Consider the following 19,897-nt stretch of genomic DNA (forward strand, 5'->3'; position numbering starts at 1 on the left):
AGAAATAAAATGCTATGAACGAGGAAAAAAGGACTGAAATTTCGACACTTGGAGAGTTTGGACTTATTGATATCATCAGTGAGAATATAAAACACAATCATCCCAGTTCCATAAAGGGCATAGGAGATGATGCAGCAGTGATAGGCGAGGGGGAGAACCTTCGTGTTGTGACTACAGATATGCTTTTAGAAGGTGTTCATTTTGATCTTTCTTTTACCCCTTTGAAACATCTTGGATTTAAAGCAGTTGCTGTTAACATTAGTGATGTAGCAGCAATGAATGCTATCCCCACTCAAATAACGGTAGGGATAGGGCTTTCAAGTCGATTTTCTGTAGAGGCAGTTGAGGAATTGTATGAAGGGATCAAACTCGCGGCATCCCATTATAATGTGGATATTGTAGGAGGAGACACTACTTCCTCCAGAGCAGGCTTGGTCATTAGCATTACTGCTATTGGAGAAGTGAAAAGAGAAGCAATAAGTTACAGGTCTGGAGCCAAAGTAAATGATATTATTTGTGCGACAGGAGATTTAGGTGGTGCATTTGTAGGTTTGCAGGTGTTAGAACGTGAAAAGCAGGTTTTCTTATCCAATCCGAACATGCAGCCTGACCTTGAAAAATATCCTTATATCACAGCAAGGCAGTTAAAACCTGATGCAAGGATGGATATTATTCATGAATTTAAAGAATTGGGGCTAGTACCTACTAGTATGATCGATATTTCAGATGGTTTAGCATCAGAATTGTTTCATATCTGCAAAGCGTCGGATGTAGGAGTAGCCATTTATGAGGACAAACTACCTATCGATAAGCAAACGTATGATACCGCTTTCGAATTAAACATGGATCCTACTACTTGTGTTTTAAATGGTGGGGAGGATTATGAACTCTTGTTCACCATTAGCCAGGATGATTTTAAGAAACTGGAAAAGCATCCAGACATCCATTTTATTGGGCATGTGACTGAAAAAGAGAATGGCAAATACCTTATCAGTAAAAGTGGCGCTGCAGTGCCTTTAAAAGCTCAAGGCTGGTCTCATTTTTGAGCCCTGCCTTGAGTAAATAATGTACATTCCTTATTCTTCGGGATAAGGAATGTATAAAAACTTGGTGAATTCTTCATCGACTACAAATAGACAACAAAATTCATCAGGATCTTTATAGGAAGCCTTAAATTGTTCTACTCCTTCTTCCTTGATTAGCTCTCGTTGGATAAATTCATCCAGGTAAGTGATGTAATAATTCCAGTCTATGGGCTTTTCTTTTCTACTAAGAAACAATTGCCCTATGGGTTGTTCTTCCTTACTAATTGGGAAAATAGGGAATTCTGAAAACTTCCGTTGTCGCACTTGGTAGGCAGCCTCTTTAAGCGTATCGCTTATTTTTATAAAATCACTGCTAATGGTCCCCAAGTATTTCCCATTAAGTTCTGGGTCATTTTCGTTGTTGATCATCCTTTATTTTTTAATTTTAGTAAGACTACATTTTCAACATGGTAGGTTTGTGGAAACATGTCTACAGGCTGAATTTTGATGATTTCATATTTTTCGGATAGCAATGCAACATCCCTTGCCTGGGTCGCAGGGTTACAACTTACATATACGATTTTCACTGCCTCAAGACGCAATAGCATGTTTATTACATCTTCATGCATGCCTGCTCTTGGGGGATCAGTGATAATTACATCCGGTTTTTCGTGACTGGCGACAAATTCATCGTCCAATACATCTTTCATGTCTCCTGCGTAAAACAGGGTGTTGTCAATACCATTGCGGAGTGAATTTCCTTTGGCATCAACTATGGCAGGTTCAACATATTCAATGCCAATAACCTGCTTTGCATTTTTAGCAACGAAATTCGCAATGGTACCTGTACCAGTATACAAATCATAAACAACTTCATCACCACTTAGTTCAGCAAATTCCCTTGCCACTTTATATAGCTCGTAAGCCTGTGATGAATTGGTTTGGTAAAAGGATTTAGGGCCTATTTTAAACTTCAGCCCTTCCATGGTTTCTTCTATATAGTCTCTTCCAGCGTAGGTATGAACCTCTAGGTCCTGAAAAGTCTCATTTTTCTTTAGGTTGACAATGTACATCAATGCAGTGATGTCAGGGAAACGCTGATGAAGAAATTCCATTGCTTTAGCAATACCCTCCTGATCATCTTCGCCAAACTGAACGATGACCATCGATTGTCCATCAAGTGTGGTTCTAATGATAAGGTTACGTAAAAGGCCTGTTTGATTTATGATGTCATAAAAGGATAAACCTTCCTTTAATGCAAAATCGCCAAGTTCATTTCTGACATCGTTGGAAATATTGTCTTGTAAATAACAATGGTCAATATCAATTATCTTATCAAACCTTTTGGGGACGTGAAAACCCAGGGCATTCCGTTCAAATACCTCGCCTGAATCAATTTCTTCCCTCGTGAGCCACCTGTTATTAGAAAAGGTAAAATCTAATTTATTTCGGTAGTATTGGGTTTTTGCAGAACCGATAATAGGCATTACTTCGGGCAATGGCACCTTCGCAATTCTCTCAAACTGATCAATCACTTGCTGCCTTTTGTATGTCATCTGGAGCTCGTAAGAGATATGTTGCCACTTACAACCACCACAAACACCAAAGTGGGAACAAAAAGGAGTGACCCTGTCTGGAGAGTATTCGTGAATTTTAATTGCCTCAGCTTCCAAAAAGCTGCTACGACCTTTTGTAACTCTGACATCTACGACATCACCAGGAGCTACATTACTTACAAAGACAACCTTACCTTCGTGGTGTCCGACACATTTACCTTCTGCAGCTATTCTTTCGATTTTTAACTGCTCGAGGACCTTATTCTTCATTTTTCTTGACATAGGTCACAAAATTAATCATTTTCGGTCAAAGGGTTGAATATTGTTCATCTTGGTTTCAGAGTTTTACATAACTTGTTAAAAAAACATGGAAATAAAAATAAAGTAGTGGTCATAACAGGAGCTACTTCAGGAATTGGTCAGGCTTGCGCGCTTATTTTTGGGAAAGCAGGAGCTAAAATTTGGATTACCGGTAGGAGCAGGGTTAAATTAGATGAAACTTTAGTGTTTCTTCAGAAGGAAGGGATAGTTTGTGGAGGTGGGGTTTGTGATGCAGCTATTGCCGAACAAAACCAGCAAATGGCCGATGATGCGATCAAGCATTTTGGAAAAATTGATGTATTGATCAATAATGCAGGGATTAGCATGCGGGCATTGTTTCGTGAATTGGATTTGAAGGTGTTTCATCAAGTAATGGACATTAATTTTTGGGGGACAGTTTATGCCACTAAATTTTGCATGGATGAAATCATTAAGAATAAAGGAGCAATTATCGGGGTTTCTTCTATAAACGGTTTTAGGGGAACACCTGCCAGAACAGCTTATACGGCCAGCAAATTTGCCATGAATGGTTTTTTTGAGTCTTTGCGTACGGAGGTGATGAAATTAGGTGTGCATGTGATGGTAGTTTGCCCTGGCTTTACTGCCTCAAATATCAGGAACAATGCGCTTCTGGGGGATGGAACCAGCCAAAGCGAGTCACCTAGGGAAGAGGAGAAAATGATGACGGCTGAAGAAGTGGCAGAAGCCATGCTTACCGCATTAAGGAAAAAGAAAAGAGACCTGGTACTTACCAATCAAGGGAAAATGGCTGTATTCCTCAACAAATGGATACCTGGGATAATGGATAAAATAGTTTACAATCATATGGCAAAGGAAAAAGATTCACCCTTTAAATAATGTCCAAACTAAAAGATGTACTTCGGGTTTATTTGAATAGGTTAGTAGATCTCTCCTCTAACAATCGATCCATATTCCTTCCTAAAATCATTTCCAGCCAGATGATTGATTTGAAGGATTTCCATTTTTTAAATAACCATGCCTCTTTTTTTTATATCACAGAATTATTAGGCAGAAAAAGAAACATTCCCCTGATCCAGGTTTTGGATAGCCGGGATCAGAATGTCAATCAGCTTTCTGTTCGCTTAAAACGCCTTAAGCAGCAGGTTAACTTTACAATTGAAGAAACCGGAGAGAAAAGTTTGTTCGTTGGCTGGCCATTTGTGGAGGGAAAACTTCTAAATGGCCAGCTCACACGCTGCCCATTGGTTTTTTTTCCTGTAGAGCTTATTCTGGAAGACAAAACCTGGTACCTGAGGAAAAGTGTGGGCGAATTACCCTTTTTAAACCCCTCCTTTTTACTGGCCTATAGCCAGGCAGTGGGGAAGCCTTTTGACGCCGAATGGTTAGAAGCATCTTTGGAAGATTTTAATAAGGACCCTATGGGGTTTCGTACGGACCTTTATCAATTGCTCAAAAATCAAATTGAGTTAAATTTTAGTAGGGAAATTTATAAGGATCAACTTGAGTTTTTTCCTGACAATACCAGGGACTTTTTTGAAGAAAATTTTGATGTGGGTTTGCTCAAATTAAAGCCCTATGCCATTTTAGGACAGTTCTCACAAAAGAGTTCTTTCTTGATGGACGATTATGAGCAATTGATCAAGCAGTCTGATCATGAAAATTTGGAAGAATTATTTTCAGATTACTTTGTGAATAAGTCTGAAAATCCGCAGCCCACTACAGAAAGCAATTTGTACAATACCTTCCCAATAGATGCCAGTCAGGAAGCTGTTATCCATCATACGAAGTCGGGGAATTCCTGTGTCGTCCAGGGCCCTCCGGGGACAGGGAAATCGCAGTTAATTTGTAATATGGTAGCTGATTTTGCCTCCAGAGGCAAAAAGGTATTGGTAGTGTCTCAGAAACGGGCTGCACTAGATGTTGTTTATCAGCGGATAGCTTCTCAGGGAATGGCTAATTTTACCGCTTTGGTGCACGATTATCGAGGAGATAGAAAAGAACTTTATAAAAAAATAAATCACCAGATCAGTTCTCTTGAAAATTATCAAGCACTGAACAGGTCTATTGATGCGATACAGCTGGAAAGAAATTTTAGCCAGATGTGTCGAAACATAGAAAGGTATTCTGATTTTTTTGATGCCTATAAAGAAGCCTTATATGATACCAGTGATTGCGGGGCTCCTGTAAAAGAACTTTACCTTACCTCGGATTACCGAAGTGTAGGTATAGACATGACTCAGTTTTACAGGTGTTTTAGACTGGATGAGTTGGATGGGTTTTTGAATGACTTCGAGCAATACCAGTATTATTATAAGAAATATCAAGTGTCTGCTTCATTTTGGTTGCACAGAGTGGATTTCTCCTCAATGGGTCCAGAAGCTATTCAAGGTGCCTCAGCTACTTTTCAGGAGCTTTTCTCAGTGAAAATCACTGCAAAGAATGATTTGAATTCCATGCTGGCGGATGATTTTGAATACGGGCTTATCTATCAATCCTTCCAACAGAAAGAGAAAATAGAAGCCTTGAGCCTGGCCATCAGTGACCAGGAGATCTATGAAAAGTTTAAGGCCCTCATGATGCATGATGCCGGTACATTGGACTTGCTGTGGTTGGAGAATAAGGTGGACATGATCTCGAAATTGCTGATGGATGAAGGTGTGGAGTGGGGCATCAGTAATCAGGAAGTGGAGGAAACACTGCAACACGCCGTTCATTATTCCAAACAGCTGGAGTCATTGTATGGCAAAATTTCCATGAAAGTTAACCCAAAGAAATTTGAGGTGATTAGGTCTTTGCTTGAGATGAATGGGTTGAAGAACAATAAAGAAGACATTTCAATTTTGGTTCAGAGGCTGGAAAACCGTATGAACCTAAACCATCAATATGCACTTCTGGAACAGAAGAATTGGATAAAATTACCAGAGAAGCCTTTTACGATTGAGCAATTTGAGAAGGTTGCGGATTTGCACCTCAAAGCTTTGAAGGCCAGGTTTATAATGAGTGAACTAGGTGTTTTAGCGTCTTATTTTTACAAACCACAATTCTCATTCGATCACTTTCAAAATCTATTGGAAGGTGTAAGTGTTATCAATGATTGGGTGGAGGATCATTTTTCTAATTGGAGAGGATACCTTACAGAAATACAAATAAAACACCTGTTAAGTGGAGAAGATGAGGGGAAGCTGAAAGAAATACAAAGTAACCTCCCGAAGGATATAGATGAATTAACGCGTTTTGATAAGTTAAGGCACAGTATGCTGGAGGAGGAAAAGAAAGTAATTGAAAAATTAATCGATGAATTTCCTGATAGCGATTACGATGGGTTAAAGGCCATGTTCTTGTCGAGCCTAAAAATCAGCTGGATAAGTCATTTGGAAGCTAAATACCCAGTTTTGAAGGAGATTTATGGCCCTCAAATCAAAAGCAATATATCGGAATTTGAGAATTCTGTTGAGGAAAAACTTAAAATTGCCCGCTTTATTATAGAGATGAGACTTAGAGAAGAGGTCTGTTCTAACCTGGAATACAACAGGCTAAACAACCTTATTTCTTATAGGGAATTGGCGCATCAGGTGGGGAAGAAACGCCAGATCTGGTCAGTTAAGAAATTAATCGATCATTATAAGGATGAAATATTCAGATTAATACCTTGCTGGCTTGCCTCACCAGAAACGGCCTCTGCTTTATTCCCTCTTGAGCAATATTTTGATTTGGTAATCTTTGACGAAGCCAGTCAGTGTTATTTCGAGAGGGGTTTACCTCTGATGCTTAGAGGCAAACAGGTGGTAATAGCAGGAGACCGACAACAGCTTCAACCCTATGATCTTTACCAAACCAGAATTCAAACTGAGGAGGAGGATACAATGGAGGTGGAAATTGATTCCTTACTGGACATGGTAGCACAGTATTTCCCTACATTTCATCTTCAGACCCATTATCGAAGTGAAACTTTGCCTTTGATAGATTTTTCTAACAGACATTTCTATGAAGGAAAGTTATACATGCTTCCGGATAGGAAAGTGCTTAATAGTGGTGAGCATGGATTAAAATTAATCAGGGTAGATGGCGTATGGGAGAATCAGACCAACAAGCTAGAAGCCGAAGAGGTGATCCTTCAGTTGCAAAGTTTGAGGATCAAATTTCCTTTAGACAGCATTGGTGTAATTACCTTTAATTACTATCAAATGATGCTGATTACAAGTCTTATAGATTTGGAAGAAACATTGTCCCAGGAGGATAATATTCGGGTGAAAAACATCGAAAATGTACAGGGAGATGAATTTGATCATGTGGTGTTTTCAGTGGGCTATTCAAGAAATCCCGAAGGAAAATTCACCGCTAATTTTGGTTTACTATCTAGAAAAGGTGGTGAAAACAGGCTTAATGTGGCCATTACCAGGGCTAGAAAACAGAACATTCTAATTTCTAGTTTAAAGGTGAGTGATTTCAAAGAAAGGCACATGAAAAATGCTGGAATTAGGCTACTGAAGGAGTATTTTGTCTTTGTAGATGAAGTACAGCGAGGAAATGCAGTCTTGGAACTAAGGCCAGATGCACCAGGATATGACCGGAATTGGTCCTTTAGAGACAGGCTAATCGGAAATTATGGTAATCATGAAGTGGTAGAAAACCCCTATTCTGCAGTGATGGATCTTGAAGTGAAAGAAAAAGAAAAGGCTGTGGCCGCTATTCTCACTGATGACCAACGATTTTTTGCTTCTAGCACTTCAAAAGAAGCCTTTGTCTACCACCCACGTTTATTGACCTCCAGAAATTGGAATATTGTATTTTTATTTAGCAGACAATATTGGCTCGATAAGGAGGATTTACTACAGACAAAGATCGCTCAAGTGAAGACTCAATCGGGGGAATAAACGAAAATTTTGAGGGATGAGAAAATAAGTCAGGGAGCTTTCCTTGTGAGAATAGCTCCTTGAATTATCGGAATGTTATTGTACCTCGTTTATTTTAAGGCCTACTGATTCTATACCAGTAAGGGTGTCCTTTCTCATGTATTGAATAAATTGAAAGGTGGAATTGGGTTGGATAACATCACCTGGAAGGGTGTCATACCTGATTCTCCGGTTTCCATATCCCTGGCCAAGTGGTTTACCTGTTTTAGGGTCAAAAAGGTGAATGTTTAACAATGAATCTACCAAGACCTTGTTGACACTGTCCCTTAGAAGATAACGAACATAGAGATTGTTGTACTCGTATTTGTCATCATACCTGATGCTTAGGATAGATGACAAGCCTGAGCTGTCCTCCAGGGAATCAACATTGAAAGAAACGGTATCTGAAACAACCCATTTCAATGCTTCCAATTCTTGAAAAGACTCATATACACGACCATTATTACAAGCTGTGATTACCCAAAATAGGTTCAAGATAAGGGCTGTGGCCAATACACTTTTACTTTTCATCAGGTTTAGCTTTGTTATCACCACCTTTAGGGCCTTTGTTTCTATTGGGTTTTCTTCTCTTGTTTCTGTTGTTACCTTGAGCTTTTGGTGCGTTAGGATCCACTTCTTTTGCTGGAGTCGCAGGTTTAGCGGCTACATTTTCGGGCTTGTTGTTTCTCCTGGGCGGCCTTTTGTTTTTTGGTTGCCTAGGTTTTTCTTCGGCACTATTTTGAGCTCTCTTTGGTGCTTCTGATGCGTTGTTTTGTGGATTTGGTTTTCGAGATTTGGGTTTTCTTTTCTTTTTAGTCCTTGAGTTGGCGAATTTTTTGTCTAATAATTCTAGATCCTCGTTTGTTTTAGAACTATTGTATTCACCTTCAAAGGCTTTGTCCTGTTGCAAATTAAAAGGGACAATACCTTTTTCATTTTGCTCAATAATTGAATTTACCCTATCGCAATCAATTGAATGCCAGTTGTTGTCATCATTGTAATTGAACCACATCAATCGGCGAAATATATCCGTTTTTTGAAGTTTAGCCTTGCCCGCTTCAGTCAGTAAAGGCTTCTCAATATTGGGAATGTCCTTTAAAGCACTCAAATAACTCTCTAACTCAAAGTTCAAACAACATTTTAGCCTTCCGCACTGTCCAGAAAGTTTGCTGGGATTGAGCGAAAGGTTTTGATAACGTGCAGCTGAAGTGGTCACACTTTTAAAGTCGTGTATCCATGTAGAACAGCACAATTCTCTTCCGCAGACACCCACGCCACCAAGCCTACCAGCCTCTTGCCTTAGGCTGATTTGTCTCATCTCCACCCTGATTTTAAATTCAGAGGCAAGAAGTTTTATGAGTTCGCGAAAATCTACCCTGTCGTCTGCTGAATAGAAAAAGGTCGCTTTAGAATTGTCTGCCTGGTATTCCACGTCAGACAATTTCATGGAAAGCTTTATTTCATCGATGATTTGCTTGCCTCTATAGATGGTAGGCGTTTCTCTGTTCTTTGCGTCCTGCCATTTTTCCAAATCCTTTGGAGTGGCAACTCTATAGATGCTTAGAATATTGTCATCGTTTTTTACCTTTCTTTTTTGCATTTGAAGCCTTACAAGCTCTCCTTGTAAAGAAACATAACCAATGTGATGTCCATTGGGAACATCCACCACTACTGGGTCCCCAGTAGTCAATTGTAAATGCCCTGAATTTCTGAAATATTCTTTTCTTCCTCCTTTAAATTTTACTTCAACAATATCAAATTTATCTATCTCGGGTATCCCCATATGGGACAACCAATCAAAGGCATTCATTTTATTACAATCGCTGGTACCACAGCTGCCATTGTTTTGGCAGCCACCCTCAGAGGTGGAGTCGGTACTGCAGTTTGTGCATCCTGACATATATCATATATATTTAAGGGAGTTTCCTCCTCGTGAATATGGGCGTTATTTACCTAGTTGGAGGATGTCTTGTCCTATGTCTTTTCGGTAATTAGCTTTGTCCCATGTAATCTCGCTTACTCTTAAGTAAGCATTTTCAATCGCCTTTTCAACAGTATCACCTAAACCGGTAATACCCAAAACCCGACCGCCATTTGTGACTATTTGGTCAGCACTGTCGCTTTTGGTTCCTGCGTGAAAGGTGATGGCTTGCTGTGTATTGGATTTTTCTAAACCTGAGATGGCTTTCCCTTTTTCGTAGGCGTCAGGGTAACCACCAGCTACCATTACTACGGTAGCGGTTTTGATTGGAGCAATTTCCAGGTTGTAATCAATTAAAGTTTTGCTTGCTGTGGCATTAAGCAGCTCTAGAAAATCACTTTTTATTCTTGGTAGTACTGCCTGGGTTTCTGGATCGCCCATCCTGACATTGTATTCAATGACATAAGGTTCTCCATCCATATTCATCAAGCCTATAAATAAGAAACCTCTATAATCAATGTTGTCTTTCTTAAGGCCCAGTATTGTTGGTTTCACGACCCTTTCTTCAACCTTGTCCATGAAGTCCTTGTCAGCAAAAGGAACGGGACTAATGGCACCCATGCCACCTGTATTTGGTCCGGTATCGCCTTCTCCAATTCTTTTGTAGTCTTTGGCTTCAGGAAGAATCTTGTAACTTTCTCCATCTGTAGCTACAAATACGGAAAGCTCAATACCAGTAAGGAAAGCTTCTATGACCACCCTTGTTGAGGCTTCACCAAATCTTTGACCTACCAACATGTCGGTAAGGCTGTCTGTAGCTTCTTCGTAACTTGTGCAGATCAATACACCTTTACCAGCAGCAAGTCCATCGGCTTTTAATACAATTGGAAGGTTCTGTTGTTTTAGAAAATCAATACCCTCTAGTAAAGTGGCCGAGGTGAAAGTGGCGTATGAGGCAGTAGGAATGCCGTGAGCCATCATGAATTTTTTTGAAAAATCCTTGCTTCCTTCTAATCTGGCACCTGATTCTCCAGGACCAACTATGGGAATTCCAGAAGTCTCAGGACTTTGGGCCATAAAATCCCTTAAGCCTTTGACTAAAGGTTCTTCAGGACCTACTACTAAGAGGTCAATTTTGTTGTCAAGGCAAAAGCTTTTTATGCCTTCAAAATCATTGACACCTATGGATACGTTTTGTCCAAAAGCCGAAGAGCCGGCATTCCCTGGCGCTATCCATAAATTTTCACATTTTTCACTTTGTTTAATTTTCCAGGCAAAGGCATTTTCTCTGCCACCGCTTCCTATAAGCAATATATTCATTTGATAAATTCTTTTTTAGTTGGCGTGATCTGATATGAATTTAATCCGGTAAACCCGCACTTCTTCTTCTGCAAAGTCATCGTCTTCAAGTTCTGCCATAGCATCTCTGATATGGTCTGATTCAGCCGTCATAAAATAATCCTGGAGGATGTCTTCTCTTTCATCGTCCATGATATTTTCTATATAATAATTGATATTTAATTTAGTACCGCTGTAGATTATTTGTTCAATCTCATGCAGTAACTCATTCATGCTAATGTTCAGGTTATTGGCAATTTCATCGAGATCGATTTTTCTGTCAATTTGCTGAATAATAGTAATTTTTACTTTAGAACGGATGCCAGAAGTTTTAACAACAACATCTGAAGCAGTTGTGATTTCATTTTCTTCTACATAGTTCTCTATTAACCGAAGAAAGGATTTTCCAAATTTGCTAACTTTCCCTGTGCCTACACCATTTATTTGAGCCAATTCCTCAGCGGTAGTAGGGTAGATCGTTGCCATTTCCTCTAAGGAAGGGTCTTGAAAGATGACATAAGGTGGTAAATTCTTTGCTTTGGCTACTTTTTTTCGCTCTAGCTTTAATAATTCATAGAGTTTTTCATCGTAAGCCTTGCCAATATTACTCATTTCTTCCGATGACACACTCTCGGCCATTTTAGCGAAATCATGGTTTTTACTTAGTGTAACAGAATATGGTTTTTTAATAAAAGCCTCACTCTTGTCGGAAAGCAAAATAATACCGTAATTCTCAATGTCCTTTTCTAGCAGACAAAAAATCATTGCCTGTCTTAAAACAGTTTTCCAATAGATTTCATCCTTGTCTTTGCCAGCACCAAATGAGGAAAGTTTGTCATGGCCGTAGCTCATGATATAATCATTCTTTTCACCCCTTAAAAGGCTGACGATATGATCCATGCTAAATCTCTGGTTGGTCTCTTTGACGGCTTTTATTGCTTTCACAATGTCGTCTTTGCCCTCGAAAGTCTCTTTGGTTTTCTTACAGTTGTCGCAAAAACCGCAATCCTTGGATAGGGTTTCACCAAAGTAATGCAAGAGGAATCTCCTACGACAAACAGAGCTTTCTGAATAAGCTGCCATTTCCTGAAGAAGCACCCTGGCATTCTCCCGTTCATTGACAGGCTTGTCCTTATTGAATTTCTCAAGTTTGACTATGTCCTCATACCGGTAAAACATCAGACAATGGCCTTCAAGCCCATCTCTTCCTGAGCGGCCAGTTTCTTGGTAGTATCCTTCAAGTGATTTTGGAACATCGTAGTGGATGACATACCTGACATCAGGTTTATCTATACCCATGCCAAAAGCAATCGTTGCTACGATTACATCCACTTCCTCATTCAAGAAGTCATCTTGGTTTTTGACCCTTACATGACCGTCAAGGCCTGCATGGTAGGGAGCAGCATTGATCCCGTTTACCTTCAATAACTCAGCAATTTCAGTTACTTTCTTTCGACTGAGACAATAGATGATCCCAGATTTACCTTTCTGAGATTTAATGTATTTAATTATCTCTTTCTTGGTTTCATTCTTCACCTTGGGTCTGACCTCGTAATAGAGATTTGTTCTATTAAAGGATGACTTAAAGAGATCCGCTTCCTCCATCTGAAGGTTACGCTGAATGTCCTGTTGAACTTTAGGCGTTGCAGTAGCTGTCAAAGCGATTACAGGAAGATTGTCACCAATTTGAGAGATGATTGATTTTATCTTTCTGTATTCCGGTCTGAAATCGTGTCCCCATTCGGAGATACAGTGGGCTTCATCTATCGCCACAAAGCTAATGTCTGCATTTTTCAAGAATTTGACATTCTCTTCCTTGGTCAAAGACTCAGGTGCAACGTATAGCAATTTTGTGAGGCCTGCGCTGACTTCTCCCTTAACCCGATTGGATTCTGTTTTGCTTAGGGTAGAGTTTAGAAAATGAGCGTTTATGCCATAACTATTCAATTGATCCACCTGATTTTTCATCAAAGCGATCAATGGAGAAATAACTATGGCTGTCCCACTTTTAGAAACAGCGGGCAATTGATAACAAAGCGACTTCCCTGCACCAGTTGGCATTATTACGAAGGTGTTGTTCCCCTTCAGAATATTGTTCACTATCAACTCTTGGTTTCCTCTGAATTGATTGAAACCAAATATTTTTTTTAGATTATCTTTTACCTCTTTGTCCACTACATTAATAGTTTAATGAGTTACTCCCTGTCAATTATTAATGTTTAAGGTAAAACTTTCCTACCTTTATACAAAACTAACAATTAACAGCAGTAAAATTGAATTTACTAAAAAATATTAAAAACACTGCAATAAATGTGTTTCAAAACGAGGCCAATGCGTTATTAAATCTGATCCCTCATATTGGGGATGATTTTGAAGCTTGTGTAACGGATATTTTATCAAGTAAGGGTAGGGTAGTGATTACCGGAATAGGTAAAAGTGCTATCGTATCAAATAAAATTGTGGCAACGTTGAATTCTACAGGTACTCCTTCTTTATTTATGCATGCTGCCGATGCAATTCATGGGGATTTGGGTATGATTAAGAAAGAAGATTTTGTAATTTGTGTTTCCAAAAGTGGGAATACTCCTGAAATTAAGCTTTTGGTACCCATGCTTAAAGCGTTGGGGAGCAAGCTAATCGGTATGGTTGGGAATGCCAATAGTTATTTGGCGAAGCAGTCCGATTACGTGTTGTTTACAGGGATTGAAGAAGAAGCCTGTCCAAACAATCTGGCACCAACGACGAGTACTACTGTTCAGATGGCTATGGGAGATGCCCTGGCGGTTTGTTTGCTTACGGCTCGAGGATTTACTGCTGAATCATTTGCCCGATTCCACCCCGGTGGCACTTTGGGCAAACAGCTTTATTTGAAGGTTGAAGATGTAATTGACCAAAAGTTGGTGCCCATGGTAGATCAGGATGCTTCTCTTAAAGATGTCATTCTAGAAATCAGTAGTAAAAGGTTAGGTGCAACCGCTGTAGTGGATGCTAATAAAAAGCTGCAGGGAATTATCACAGACGGTGATTTAAGGAGGATGCTTCAAAATAATTTTGAGTTGTCAACCATCAAAGCCAAGGACATTATGACCAAAGACCCTAAAGTGATTTTCGTAGATGACTATGCAGTTAAAGCCGCTGAGTTAATGAAAACTTTTAATATTACCCAACTGGTAGTGAAGGATGGCGCTTCATTGGTTGGATTTATCCATATTCATGATTTGATGAAGGAAGGTATCGTATAGATATGAAGGAAAACGACAGGTACATTGTTATATTAGCAGGTGGTATTGGTATTAAATTTTGGCCATCTAGCAGGCGTCAAAGACCAAAACAATTTTTAGATCTATTGGGTACTGGACGGACATTGTTGCAAATGACCTATGACCGGTATGAAGGTCATTTCGAAAATTATCAATTTATTATAGTCACTAGTAAGCGGTATCTCTCTCTTGTTAAAGAGCAGTTACCCAATATTCCAGAGGATCAAATTCTGGTGGAGCCTATGCGGCGAAATACTGCTGCCTCAATAGCTTTGGCAAGTTATAAAATCCAAAAACTTAATCCGAATGCCAAGGTTTTAGTAAGCCCTTCTGACCAACTGATTTTAAATGAAAATTCATTTTTTGAGGCCATTGATGAGGCCATGGATGGGGCTTCGACGGTGAACAATCTGATTACCATTGGGATCAAGCCTTATCGACCTGATACAAATTATGGCTATATACAGTTTTTCCCCGAAAAGGGACAATCGGTAAAAAAGTTAAAACCTTTTCTGAAAAACCTGACCTGGAACTAGCTACTGCTTTTATTGAAAGTGGGGATTTCTTGTGGAATACGGGCACATTTGTTTGGAAAAACGAAAGCATAATTAAGGCTTATGAGAAATATCTTCCAGAAATGGCGGAGGTATTTGAGGAAGGGGCGGTCTATTTCTGCACGGACAAAGAAGCTGAATTTCTTGTGAAAGCGTATAGTTTTATTAGAAACGTGTCTATAGACCACGGCATTTTAGAGAAATCAAATGAAGTGTTTGTGGTGTTGGGAGCGTTCGGGTGGTCGGACCTCGGTTCTTGGCAAAACCTCTATGATATCAGTGAAAAGGACAATAATAACAATTCAGTAAAAGGAAAAGCAATGCTCTATGAAACAAGCGATTGCTTCATAAATATGCCTCCAAATAAGTTGGTGGTGGTACAAGGCCTTAAAGACTATCTGATTAGTGATAGCGGAGATGTCCTACTGATCTGCAAATTAGACGCAAATAGTAAGTACAAGGAATATGTGACTGATGCCAAAAAGATTGGCGAGAATTTTATTTAGTGCTAATCGTTTTTCTCGAAAGCCGTGACAGCATTTCTTACCGAACCATGTTGGTTGAGCATTTTTAAGGCTTCTTTTTCGTCAAGCCCAGTGGCTTCCATGATCATAAGTGTGCCTCGATGAACCAATTTATTGTTGGAAAGTTTCATGTCCACCATTTTGTTTCCTTTCACTTTGCCCAACTTAATCATAACGCTGGTAGAAATCATGTTTAGCCCAAGTTTTTGAGCAGTTCCGGATTTCATCCGTGTACTTCCAGTAACAAATTCTGGACCTACGACTATTTCCACAGGCATGGCCACTTCTTTTGCCAATGGACTTCCCTGGTTGCAAGTAACGCAGCCCGTGAGTAATCCCTCTTTCATGGCTGCTTTTACACCACCGATTACATACGGAGTAGTGCCGGAAGCGGCTATTCCAATGACCGTGTCCTGGGGGTTAAATCCAAAACTTTGAATATCAATCCAGGCTTGGTCAGGGTTGTCTTCTGCATTTTCCACCGCTGTTCTAATGGCAGTATCACCACCTGCAATTATTCCTATTACCATTTCGTGAGGCACGCCATAAGTAGGAGGGCACTCAGAAGCATCAAGTACACCTAAACGGCCACTAGTGCCTGCTCCAATATAAATAAGGCGTCCACCTTTCTCCATTCTTGGAACAATAGCTTCCACCAATTTTTCAATTTGAGGAATGGCTTTATTGACTGCTTGTGGTACAGTCTGGTCTTCCTTGTTCATATTGGTCAATAACTCATTGACCGTCATCTTTTCAAGATCGTTGTAATAGGAGGCGCTTTCTGTGGTGCTCATATTTTTTGTTGGTGGTATAGGGTTAAACCTGCTATTGGGGTTTCTAGGATTGTATTAATTTGAATGCCAAGGTCATTACCGATTTGCCTTAAGATTTCATTGTTGTAGTAAGCAATGGACCCAACAAAATTCACTGGTTTATTTTGATAGTCCTTGTATCGCATGACATGGCGAGAGAAAAAATCTTTGAAGCCATTATAAAATAGCCCGTAACAATAGGGATCTGATTTATGTTTTGCTATAAATTCACAGAAACCTGCCATGAATCGATTGGGGAATGGTCTTTTATAGACATTGTCCTGAATATCAATTATGGATAGGTGATAGGTTTCGATAAAGGCTTCACGAATAGGCAAAGGCATGTCATCATATATGAAATCCTGAAGAAAATGCTTGCCGATATAGGTTCCTCCGCCTTCATCCCCTAATAAATACCCTGGAGAAGGCCTACTGTCTACTATTTGGTCACCGTCATAGTCGCCACTGTTAGAGCCAGTTCCGAGTATACAGGCAATTCCTGGTTCGTGACCACAGGTAGCCCTTGCTGAGGCCATTAGGTCATGGTCAACAAATACCTCTGCATCCTTATAAATACTGTTCATGGCACTTTTAACAGTTTCTTTATTTGCATCTGAAGTACAACCTGCACCATAAAAGTAAACTTCACGGATAATACCTTTCCATTTCAGAAGATCAGGGGTTTGCAGTCCCAAGATCATGTCCTCTTTGGTTTGATAATAGGGGTTAAAGCCCACTGTTCGTGTTTGATGAACTTTATTGTCCTCTGTGATTACTCTCCAGTCTGTTTTACTAGAGCCACTGTCTGCGATCAGAATCATTTATATTAAATAGCCAATAGGTTCAAATTTATCAAAAACATTCTCATTATGTGGAGCATCACTAAGCTCATCTGTCAAGTCTTGGCCTGCCCAGTGTTCGTAATGTTTGCCGTTTTTCCACAACCTGGAATTGCCTACATCATATATCTTGCCCTTGTAAGCAATCCAAATTTCAGGCTTGTCCTGTCCGTTTCTTAGGGCCAGTTGGTTTTTTGAAATAGAAATCATATGTTCTTTCTCATGCAAATATAGGACTACCTAGGATTTTTGCATGGATTATTAGTAAAGTTTTAATTGGGCGTTTACCCATCTCTCAGGAATTTCCCCTTTTTGGGCAGTTTGATAATCTTGATAGCTACAAGGAATAATGGTGTCTCGGTTGTATTTTTCGCCTTTATTTCTAGGTATTTCCAGCCACCACTTTCCACTAAGCTTGCTTTTATAAAAGTGCAAAATTGAAGGCTTGGAATCTAAAGAGACCGTGTATTTTGTATAATCACTGCTTTTAAACGAAAGGCTGTCTTTTCTTTGGTAAAAACCTTCGATAAAATACCAAATCATCGTTGCGATCACGGAGGCGGTTTTCATCCTAGAATCGTCCACACTTGCATGATACCCATATATCCCAATAGAGCTGAGTTTCTCATTGGTCCCTGCAAACCAGCTAATTTGACAAGCCTCTTCGGCACTTAACCCGAAAGGTTGTGCGCCGATAGCCCCAGGTGCATCCGAAGAGTTGATGGCACAAATGTCAAAGCTTAGTAAATCGGCATTTCTAATTAGTGGTTCGGTTTCTTTGAAATTGTCTCTCAGTTGGCCTAAACGAATGTGGTCGAAATAAAGCTTTTCCAGTGTGGTGACTAGCTCAGGATCTGTCAGAAAGCTTTGGTAAGCCAGGTGGGAATAATTGAACATGTAATTTGGTTCGTGAAGCACAAGCTCCTGGGAATGTACATCCTGTGGATTCCCAGCATCTTCCATGTCCATTTTAGCGTCCACAGTGAGTAAACTTACCAGCTTTTTCATGTGTTGGTAGGCTTTGAATTGCCCCACATCCAAGTCGTGACTTCCGCCGATAAATATGGGCAATACTTGTGTTTTCAGCATCAACTCACCAATAGAGCTGATAAGTGAGCGGGTCTCCGCTAAATTTTCTCCAATCTTGATGTTTCCCAAGTCCGCCAAGTTGTAATTACTTTGCCCTTTCTTGAGATGATAAAGTTTTTGGCGGATGGTTGAAGTGCTTTCGATGGAGTTTTTTATGTCCTCATCACCGGCTCCTCTGTATTCTTCAATGCCAATTATTGCAATATGCACTCCCTGGAGGTCGGGAAAAGTTTCCCCATGGGTATGGATATGATGAAAAAATGCATTGTGTCCATATTCTCCTGTTAGAATTTCGGAAGGGATTGGTTCGAAAAATGCCTGTAAATCCATGAGACGTTGTTAGAAATTGAATGTCAAAATTATAGAAAAAGAAGGCATAAAAAAAGTCCCGTTAAATTTTAACGGGACCCTTTGATTATTTTTTATCCTCCGAAATCATCGAATCTGATATTCTCTTTTGGAACACCTAAATCATCCAGCATCTTAAGTACTGCTGAGTTCATCAATGGAGGTCCGCATAAGTAGTACTCTATCTCATCCGGCTCATCAATGTTTTTGAGGTAATTGTCATAAAGAACCTGGTGAATGAAACCGACATAGCCATCCCCTTCTTTGTCCTCTAAAGATTTTTTAACCTTCCAGTTGTCTTCAGGTAATGGTTCAGACAAGCCAATATTAAAGCTGAAATTAGGGAATTCTTTTTCAATGCCTCTAAAGTGTGGTGTGTAGAACAATTCCTTCTTAGATCTACCACCATACCAATAAGAAACTTTCCTGGTGGTTTTTTCTGTGTGGAAGAGGTGGAATAAATGAGATCTCAATGGCGCCATACCTGCTCCACCACCGATATAAATCATTTCTCTCTGTGTAGGGTTGATATGGAATTCACCGTATGGTCCTGATATTGTAACCTTGTCTCCCGGTACTCTTGAGAAAACATAAGAGGAACAAACACCTGGATTAACATCCATCCACTTGTTATTTGCTCTATCCCATGGAGGAGTAGCAATACGAATGGTTAGCATTACTATGTTTCCTTCAGCAGGGTGGTTTGCCATGGAATAAGCCCTAAATAGTGGCTCATCATTTTTCATGGAAAGATCCCAAAGACCAAATTTATCCCAATCGCTTTGATAAACGTCATTAGGATGTTCTAATTCAGGATGAGGAGTGATGTCCATACCTTTAAAAGAAACAGTGATCGCTGGAACGTCAATTTGAATATACCCTCCTGGCTCAAAATCCAAAGTTTCACCTTCAGGAAGTTTCACTTTAAATTCTTTAATAAACGTAGAAACGTTGTAATTGGAAATTACTTCACATTCCCATTTTTTGATACCGAAAATCTCATCTGGAATACGGATTTTCATGTCATTCTTTACCTTCACCTGGCAAGAAAGCCTCACATGTGTTTGTTTTTCTGCTCTGCTAAGGTGTCCTTCTTCTGTTGGGAGAACTTCCCCTCCGCCTTCTTCAATGGTACACTTGCACATGGCACAAGTACCACCTCCTCCGCATGCGGAAGGAAGAAAGATTTTTTTTACTGCTTAGGGTATTGAGCAGGGTAGATCCCGCAGAAGCAATTAGAGGGTTTTTTTCGTCCCCATTGATGATGATTTTAACATCTCCTGACGACACCAACTTTGACTGGGCAAAAAGAAGAACAAACACCAGTAGCAAAATAATAATGGTAAATGCTACTATCGAAGTAATGATTACTGAACTCATTTAATAAATTTTTATCTTTATCAGTATGTTTAACTGGTTTTGAATCCTACAAATAT

16 protein-coding genes and 1 pseudogene are annotated in these 19,897 nt (G+C 39.7%); 6 read left to right on the forward strand and 11 right to left on the reverse strand.

The features are described 5' to 3' along the window. Positions 1 to 14: 14 nt before the first annotated feature. Complete coding sequence (thiL, locus tag ADICYQ_RS10545; protein WP_020892682.1) at positions 15 to 1,046, forward strand: thiamine-phosphate kinase; 1,032 nt, start codon at positions 15 to 17, stop codon at positions 1,044 to 1,046. 30 nt (positions 1,047 to 1,076) lie between these two features. On the opposite strand, the gene ADICYQ_RS10550 is transcribed toward thiL, so the two are convergent. Both ADICYQ_RS10550 and rlmD read right to left on the reverse strand, forming a co-directional pair. Beyond that, entirely contained in the window at positions 1,077 to 1,454 is a 378-nt protein-coding gene (locus ADICYQ_RS10550; RefSeq protein ID WP_020892683.1) for a hypothetical protein, read from the reverse strand. Then, complete coding sequence (rlmD, locus tag ADICYQ_RS10555; protein WP_020892684.1) at positions 1,451 to 2,863, reverse strand: 23S rRNA (uracil(1939)-C(5))-methyltransferase RlmD; 1,413 nt, start codon at positions 2,861 to 2,863, stop codon at positions 1,451 to 1,453. Before rlmD ends, ADICYQ_RS10550 begins: the two co-directional genes overlap by 4 nt. A gap of 72 nt (positions 2,864 to 2,935) precedes the next feature. Here rlmD and ADICYQ_RS10560 point away from each other — a divergent pair, with 72 nt between their 5' ends. Together ADICYQ_RS10560 and ADICYQ_RS10565 are read left to right on the forward strand one after the other, a co-directional pair. Further along, positions 2,936 to 3,760 carry an SDR family oxidoreductase gene (locus ADICYQ_RS10560; protein ID WP_020892685.1) on the forward strand — a complete coding sequence of 275 codons (825 nt, stop codon included), beginning with the start codon at positions 2,936 to 2,938 and terminating at the stop codon, positions 3,758 to 3,760. Then, the gene (locus ADICYQ_RS10565) at positions 3,760 to 7,758 is read left to right on the forward strand and encodes an AAA domain-containing protein (protein ID WP_040415695.1); all 3,999 of its coding nucleotides are present in this window, start codon (positions 3,760 to 3,762) and stop codon (positions 7,756 to 7,758) included. Before ADICYQ_RS10560 ends, ADICYQ_RS10565 begins: the two co-directional genes overlap by 1 nt. Before the next feature lie 75 nt (positions 7,759 to 7,833). Here the strand turns inward: ADICYQ_RS10565 and ADICYQ_RS10570 are convergent, their stop codons facing one another. The 4 genes from ADICYQ_RS10570 to recQ are packed head-to-tail and all read right to left on the reverse strand — an operon-like array spanning position 7,834 to position 13,210. Next, positions 7,834 to 8,307: a gliding motility lipoprotein GldH gene (locus tag ADICYQ_RS10570; protein ID WP_020892687.1), complete on the reverse strand. Its 474-nt coding sequence runs from the start codon at positions 8,305 to 8,307 to the stop codon at positions 7,834 to 7,836. Further along, entirely contained in the window at positions 8,297 to 9,676 is a 1,380-nt protein-coding gene (locus ADICYQ_RS10575; RefSeq protein WP_040415697.1) for a regulatory iron-sulfur-containing complex subunit RicT, read from the reverse strand. Before ADICYQ_RS10575 ends, ADICYQ_RS10570 begins: the two co-directional genes overlap by 11 nt. A gap of 45 nt (positions 9,677 to 9,721) precedes the next feature. Further along, positions 9,722 to 11,017, reverse strand: a complete 1,296-nt coding sequence (purD, locus tag ADICYQ_RS10580; RefSeq protein ID WP_020892690.1) for a phosphoribosylamine--glycine ligase — start codon at positions 11,015 to 11,017, stop codon at positions 9,722 to 9,724. Positions 11,018 to 11,032: 15 nt separating this feature from the next. After that, positions 11,033 to 13,210 (reverse strand): DNA helicase RecQ, encoded by a 2,178-nt coding sequence (recQ, locus tag ADICYQ_RS10585; RefSeq protein ID WP_020892691.1) that lies wholly within the window; start codon positions 13,208 to 13,210, stop codon positions 11,033 to 11,035. Between the two features lie 98 nt (positions 13,211 to 13,308). Between recQ and ADICYQ_RS10590 the strand changes: the two genes are divergently transcribed. From ADICYQ_RS10590 to ADICYQ_RS29675, 3 genes are read left to right on the forward strand one after another with little or no spacing between them, the layout of a single operon-like run. Further along, complete coding sequence (locus tag ADICYQ_RS10590; protein ID WP_020892692.1) at positions 13,309 to 14,277, forward strand: KpsF/GutQ family sugar-phosphate isomerase; 969 nt, start codon at positions 13,309 to 13,311, stop codon at positions 14,275 to 14,277. 2 nt (positions 14,278 to 14,279) lie between these two features. Beyond that, on the forward strand, positions 14,280 to 14,831 hold the full coding sequence (locus tag ADICYQ_RS29670) for a sugar phosphate nucleotidyltransferase (protein ID WP_020892693.1): 552 nt from the start codon (positions 14,280 to 14,282) through the stop codon (positions 14,829 to 14,831). Positions 14,832 to 14,842: 11 nt separating this feature from the next. Continuing rightward, a complete protein-coding gene (locus ADICYQ_RS29675) occupies positions 14,843 to 15,355 on the forward strand; it encodes a sugar phosphate nucleotidyltransferase (RefSeq protein ID WP_316929295.1) in 513 nt (170 codons plus the stop codon). 2 nt (positions 15,356 to 15,357) lie between these two features. Here ADICYQ_RS29675 and murQ read toward each other — a convergent pair whose 3' ends face one another. From murQ to nqrF, 5 genes and pseudogenes are all read right to left on the reverse strand, one after another. Then, positions 15,358 to 16,167 carry an N-acetylmuramic acid 6-phosphate etherase gene (gene murQ / locus ADICYQ_RS10600; protein WP_020892695.1) on the reverse strand — a complete coding sequence of 270 codons (810 nt, stop codon included), beginning with the start codon at positions 16,165 to 16,167 and terminating at the stop codon, positions 15,358 to 15,360. Next, positions 16,164 to 17,006 carry a hypothetical protein gene (locus tag ADICYQ_RS10605; protein WP_020892696.1) on the reverse strand — a complete coding sequence of 281 codons (843 nt, stop codon included), beginning with the start codon at positions 17,004 to 17,006 and terminating at the stop codon, positions 16,164 to 16,166. Before ADICYQ_RS10605 ends, murQ begins: the two co-directional genes overlap by 4 nt. Further along, positions 17,007 to 17,234, reverse strand: a complete 228-nt coding sequence (locus ADICYQ_RS10610) for a cytochrome b5 domain-containing protein (RefSeq protein WP_020892697.1) — start codon at positions 17,232 to 17,234, stop codon at positions 17,007 to 17,009. 51 nt (positions 17,235 to 17,285) lie between these two features. Beyond that, on the reverse strand, positions 17,286 to 18,443 hold the full coding sequence (locus tag ADICYQ_RS10615) for a formimidoylglutamase (protein ID WP_020892698.1): 1,158 nt from the start codon (positions 18,441 to 18,443) through the stop codon (positions 17,286 to 17,288). Positions 18,444 to 18,535: 92 nt separating this feature from the next. Continuing rightward, positions 18,536 to 19,841: pseudogene (gene nqrF, locus ADICYQ_RS10620) on the reverse strand (NADH:ubiquinone reductase (Na(+)-transporting) subunit F). Positions 19,842 to 19,897: the final 56 nt, after the last annotated feature.

The organism is Cyclobacterium qasimii M12-11B (assembly GCF_000427295.1).
Classification (GTDB): domain Bacteria; phylum Bacteroidota; class Bacteroidia; order Cytophagales; family Cyclobacteriaceae; genus Cyclobacterium; species Cyclobacterium qasimii.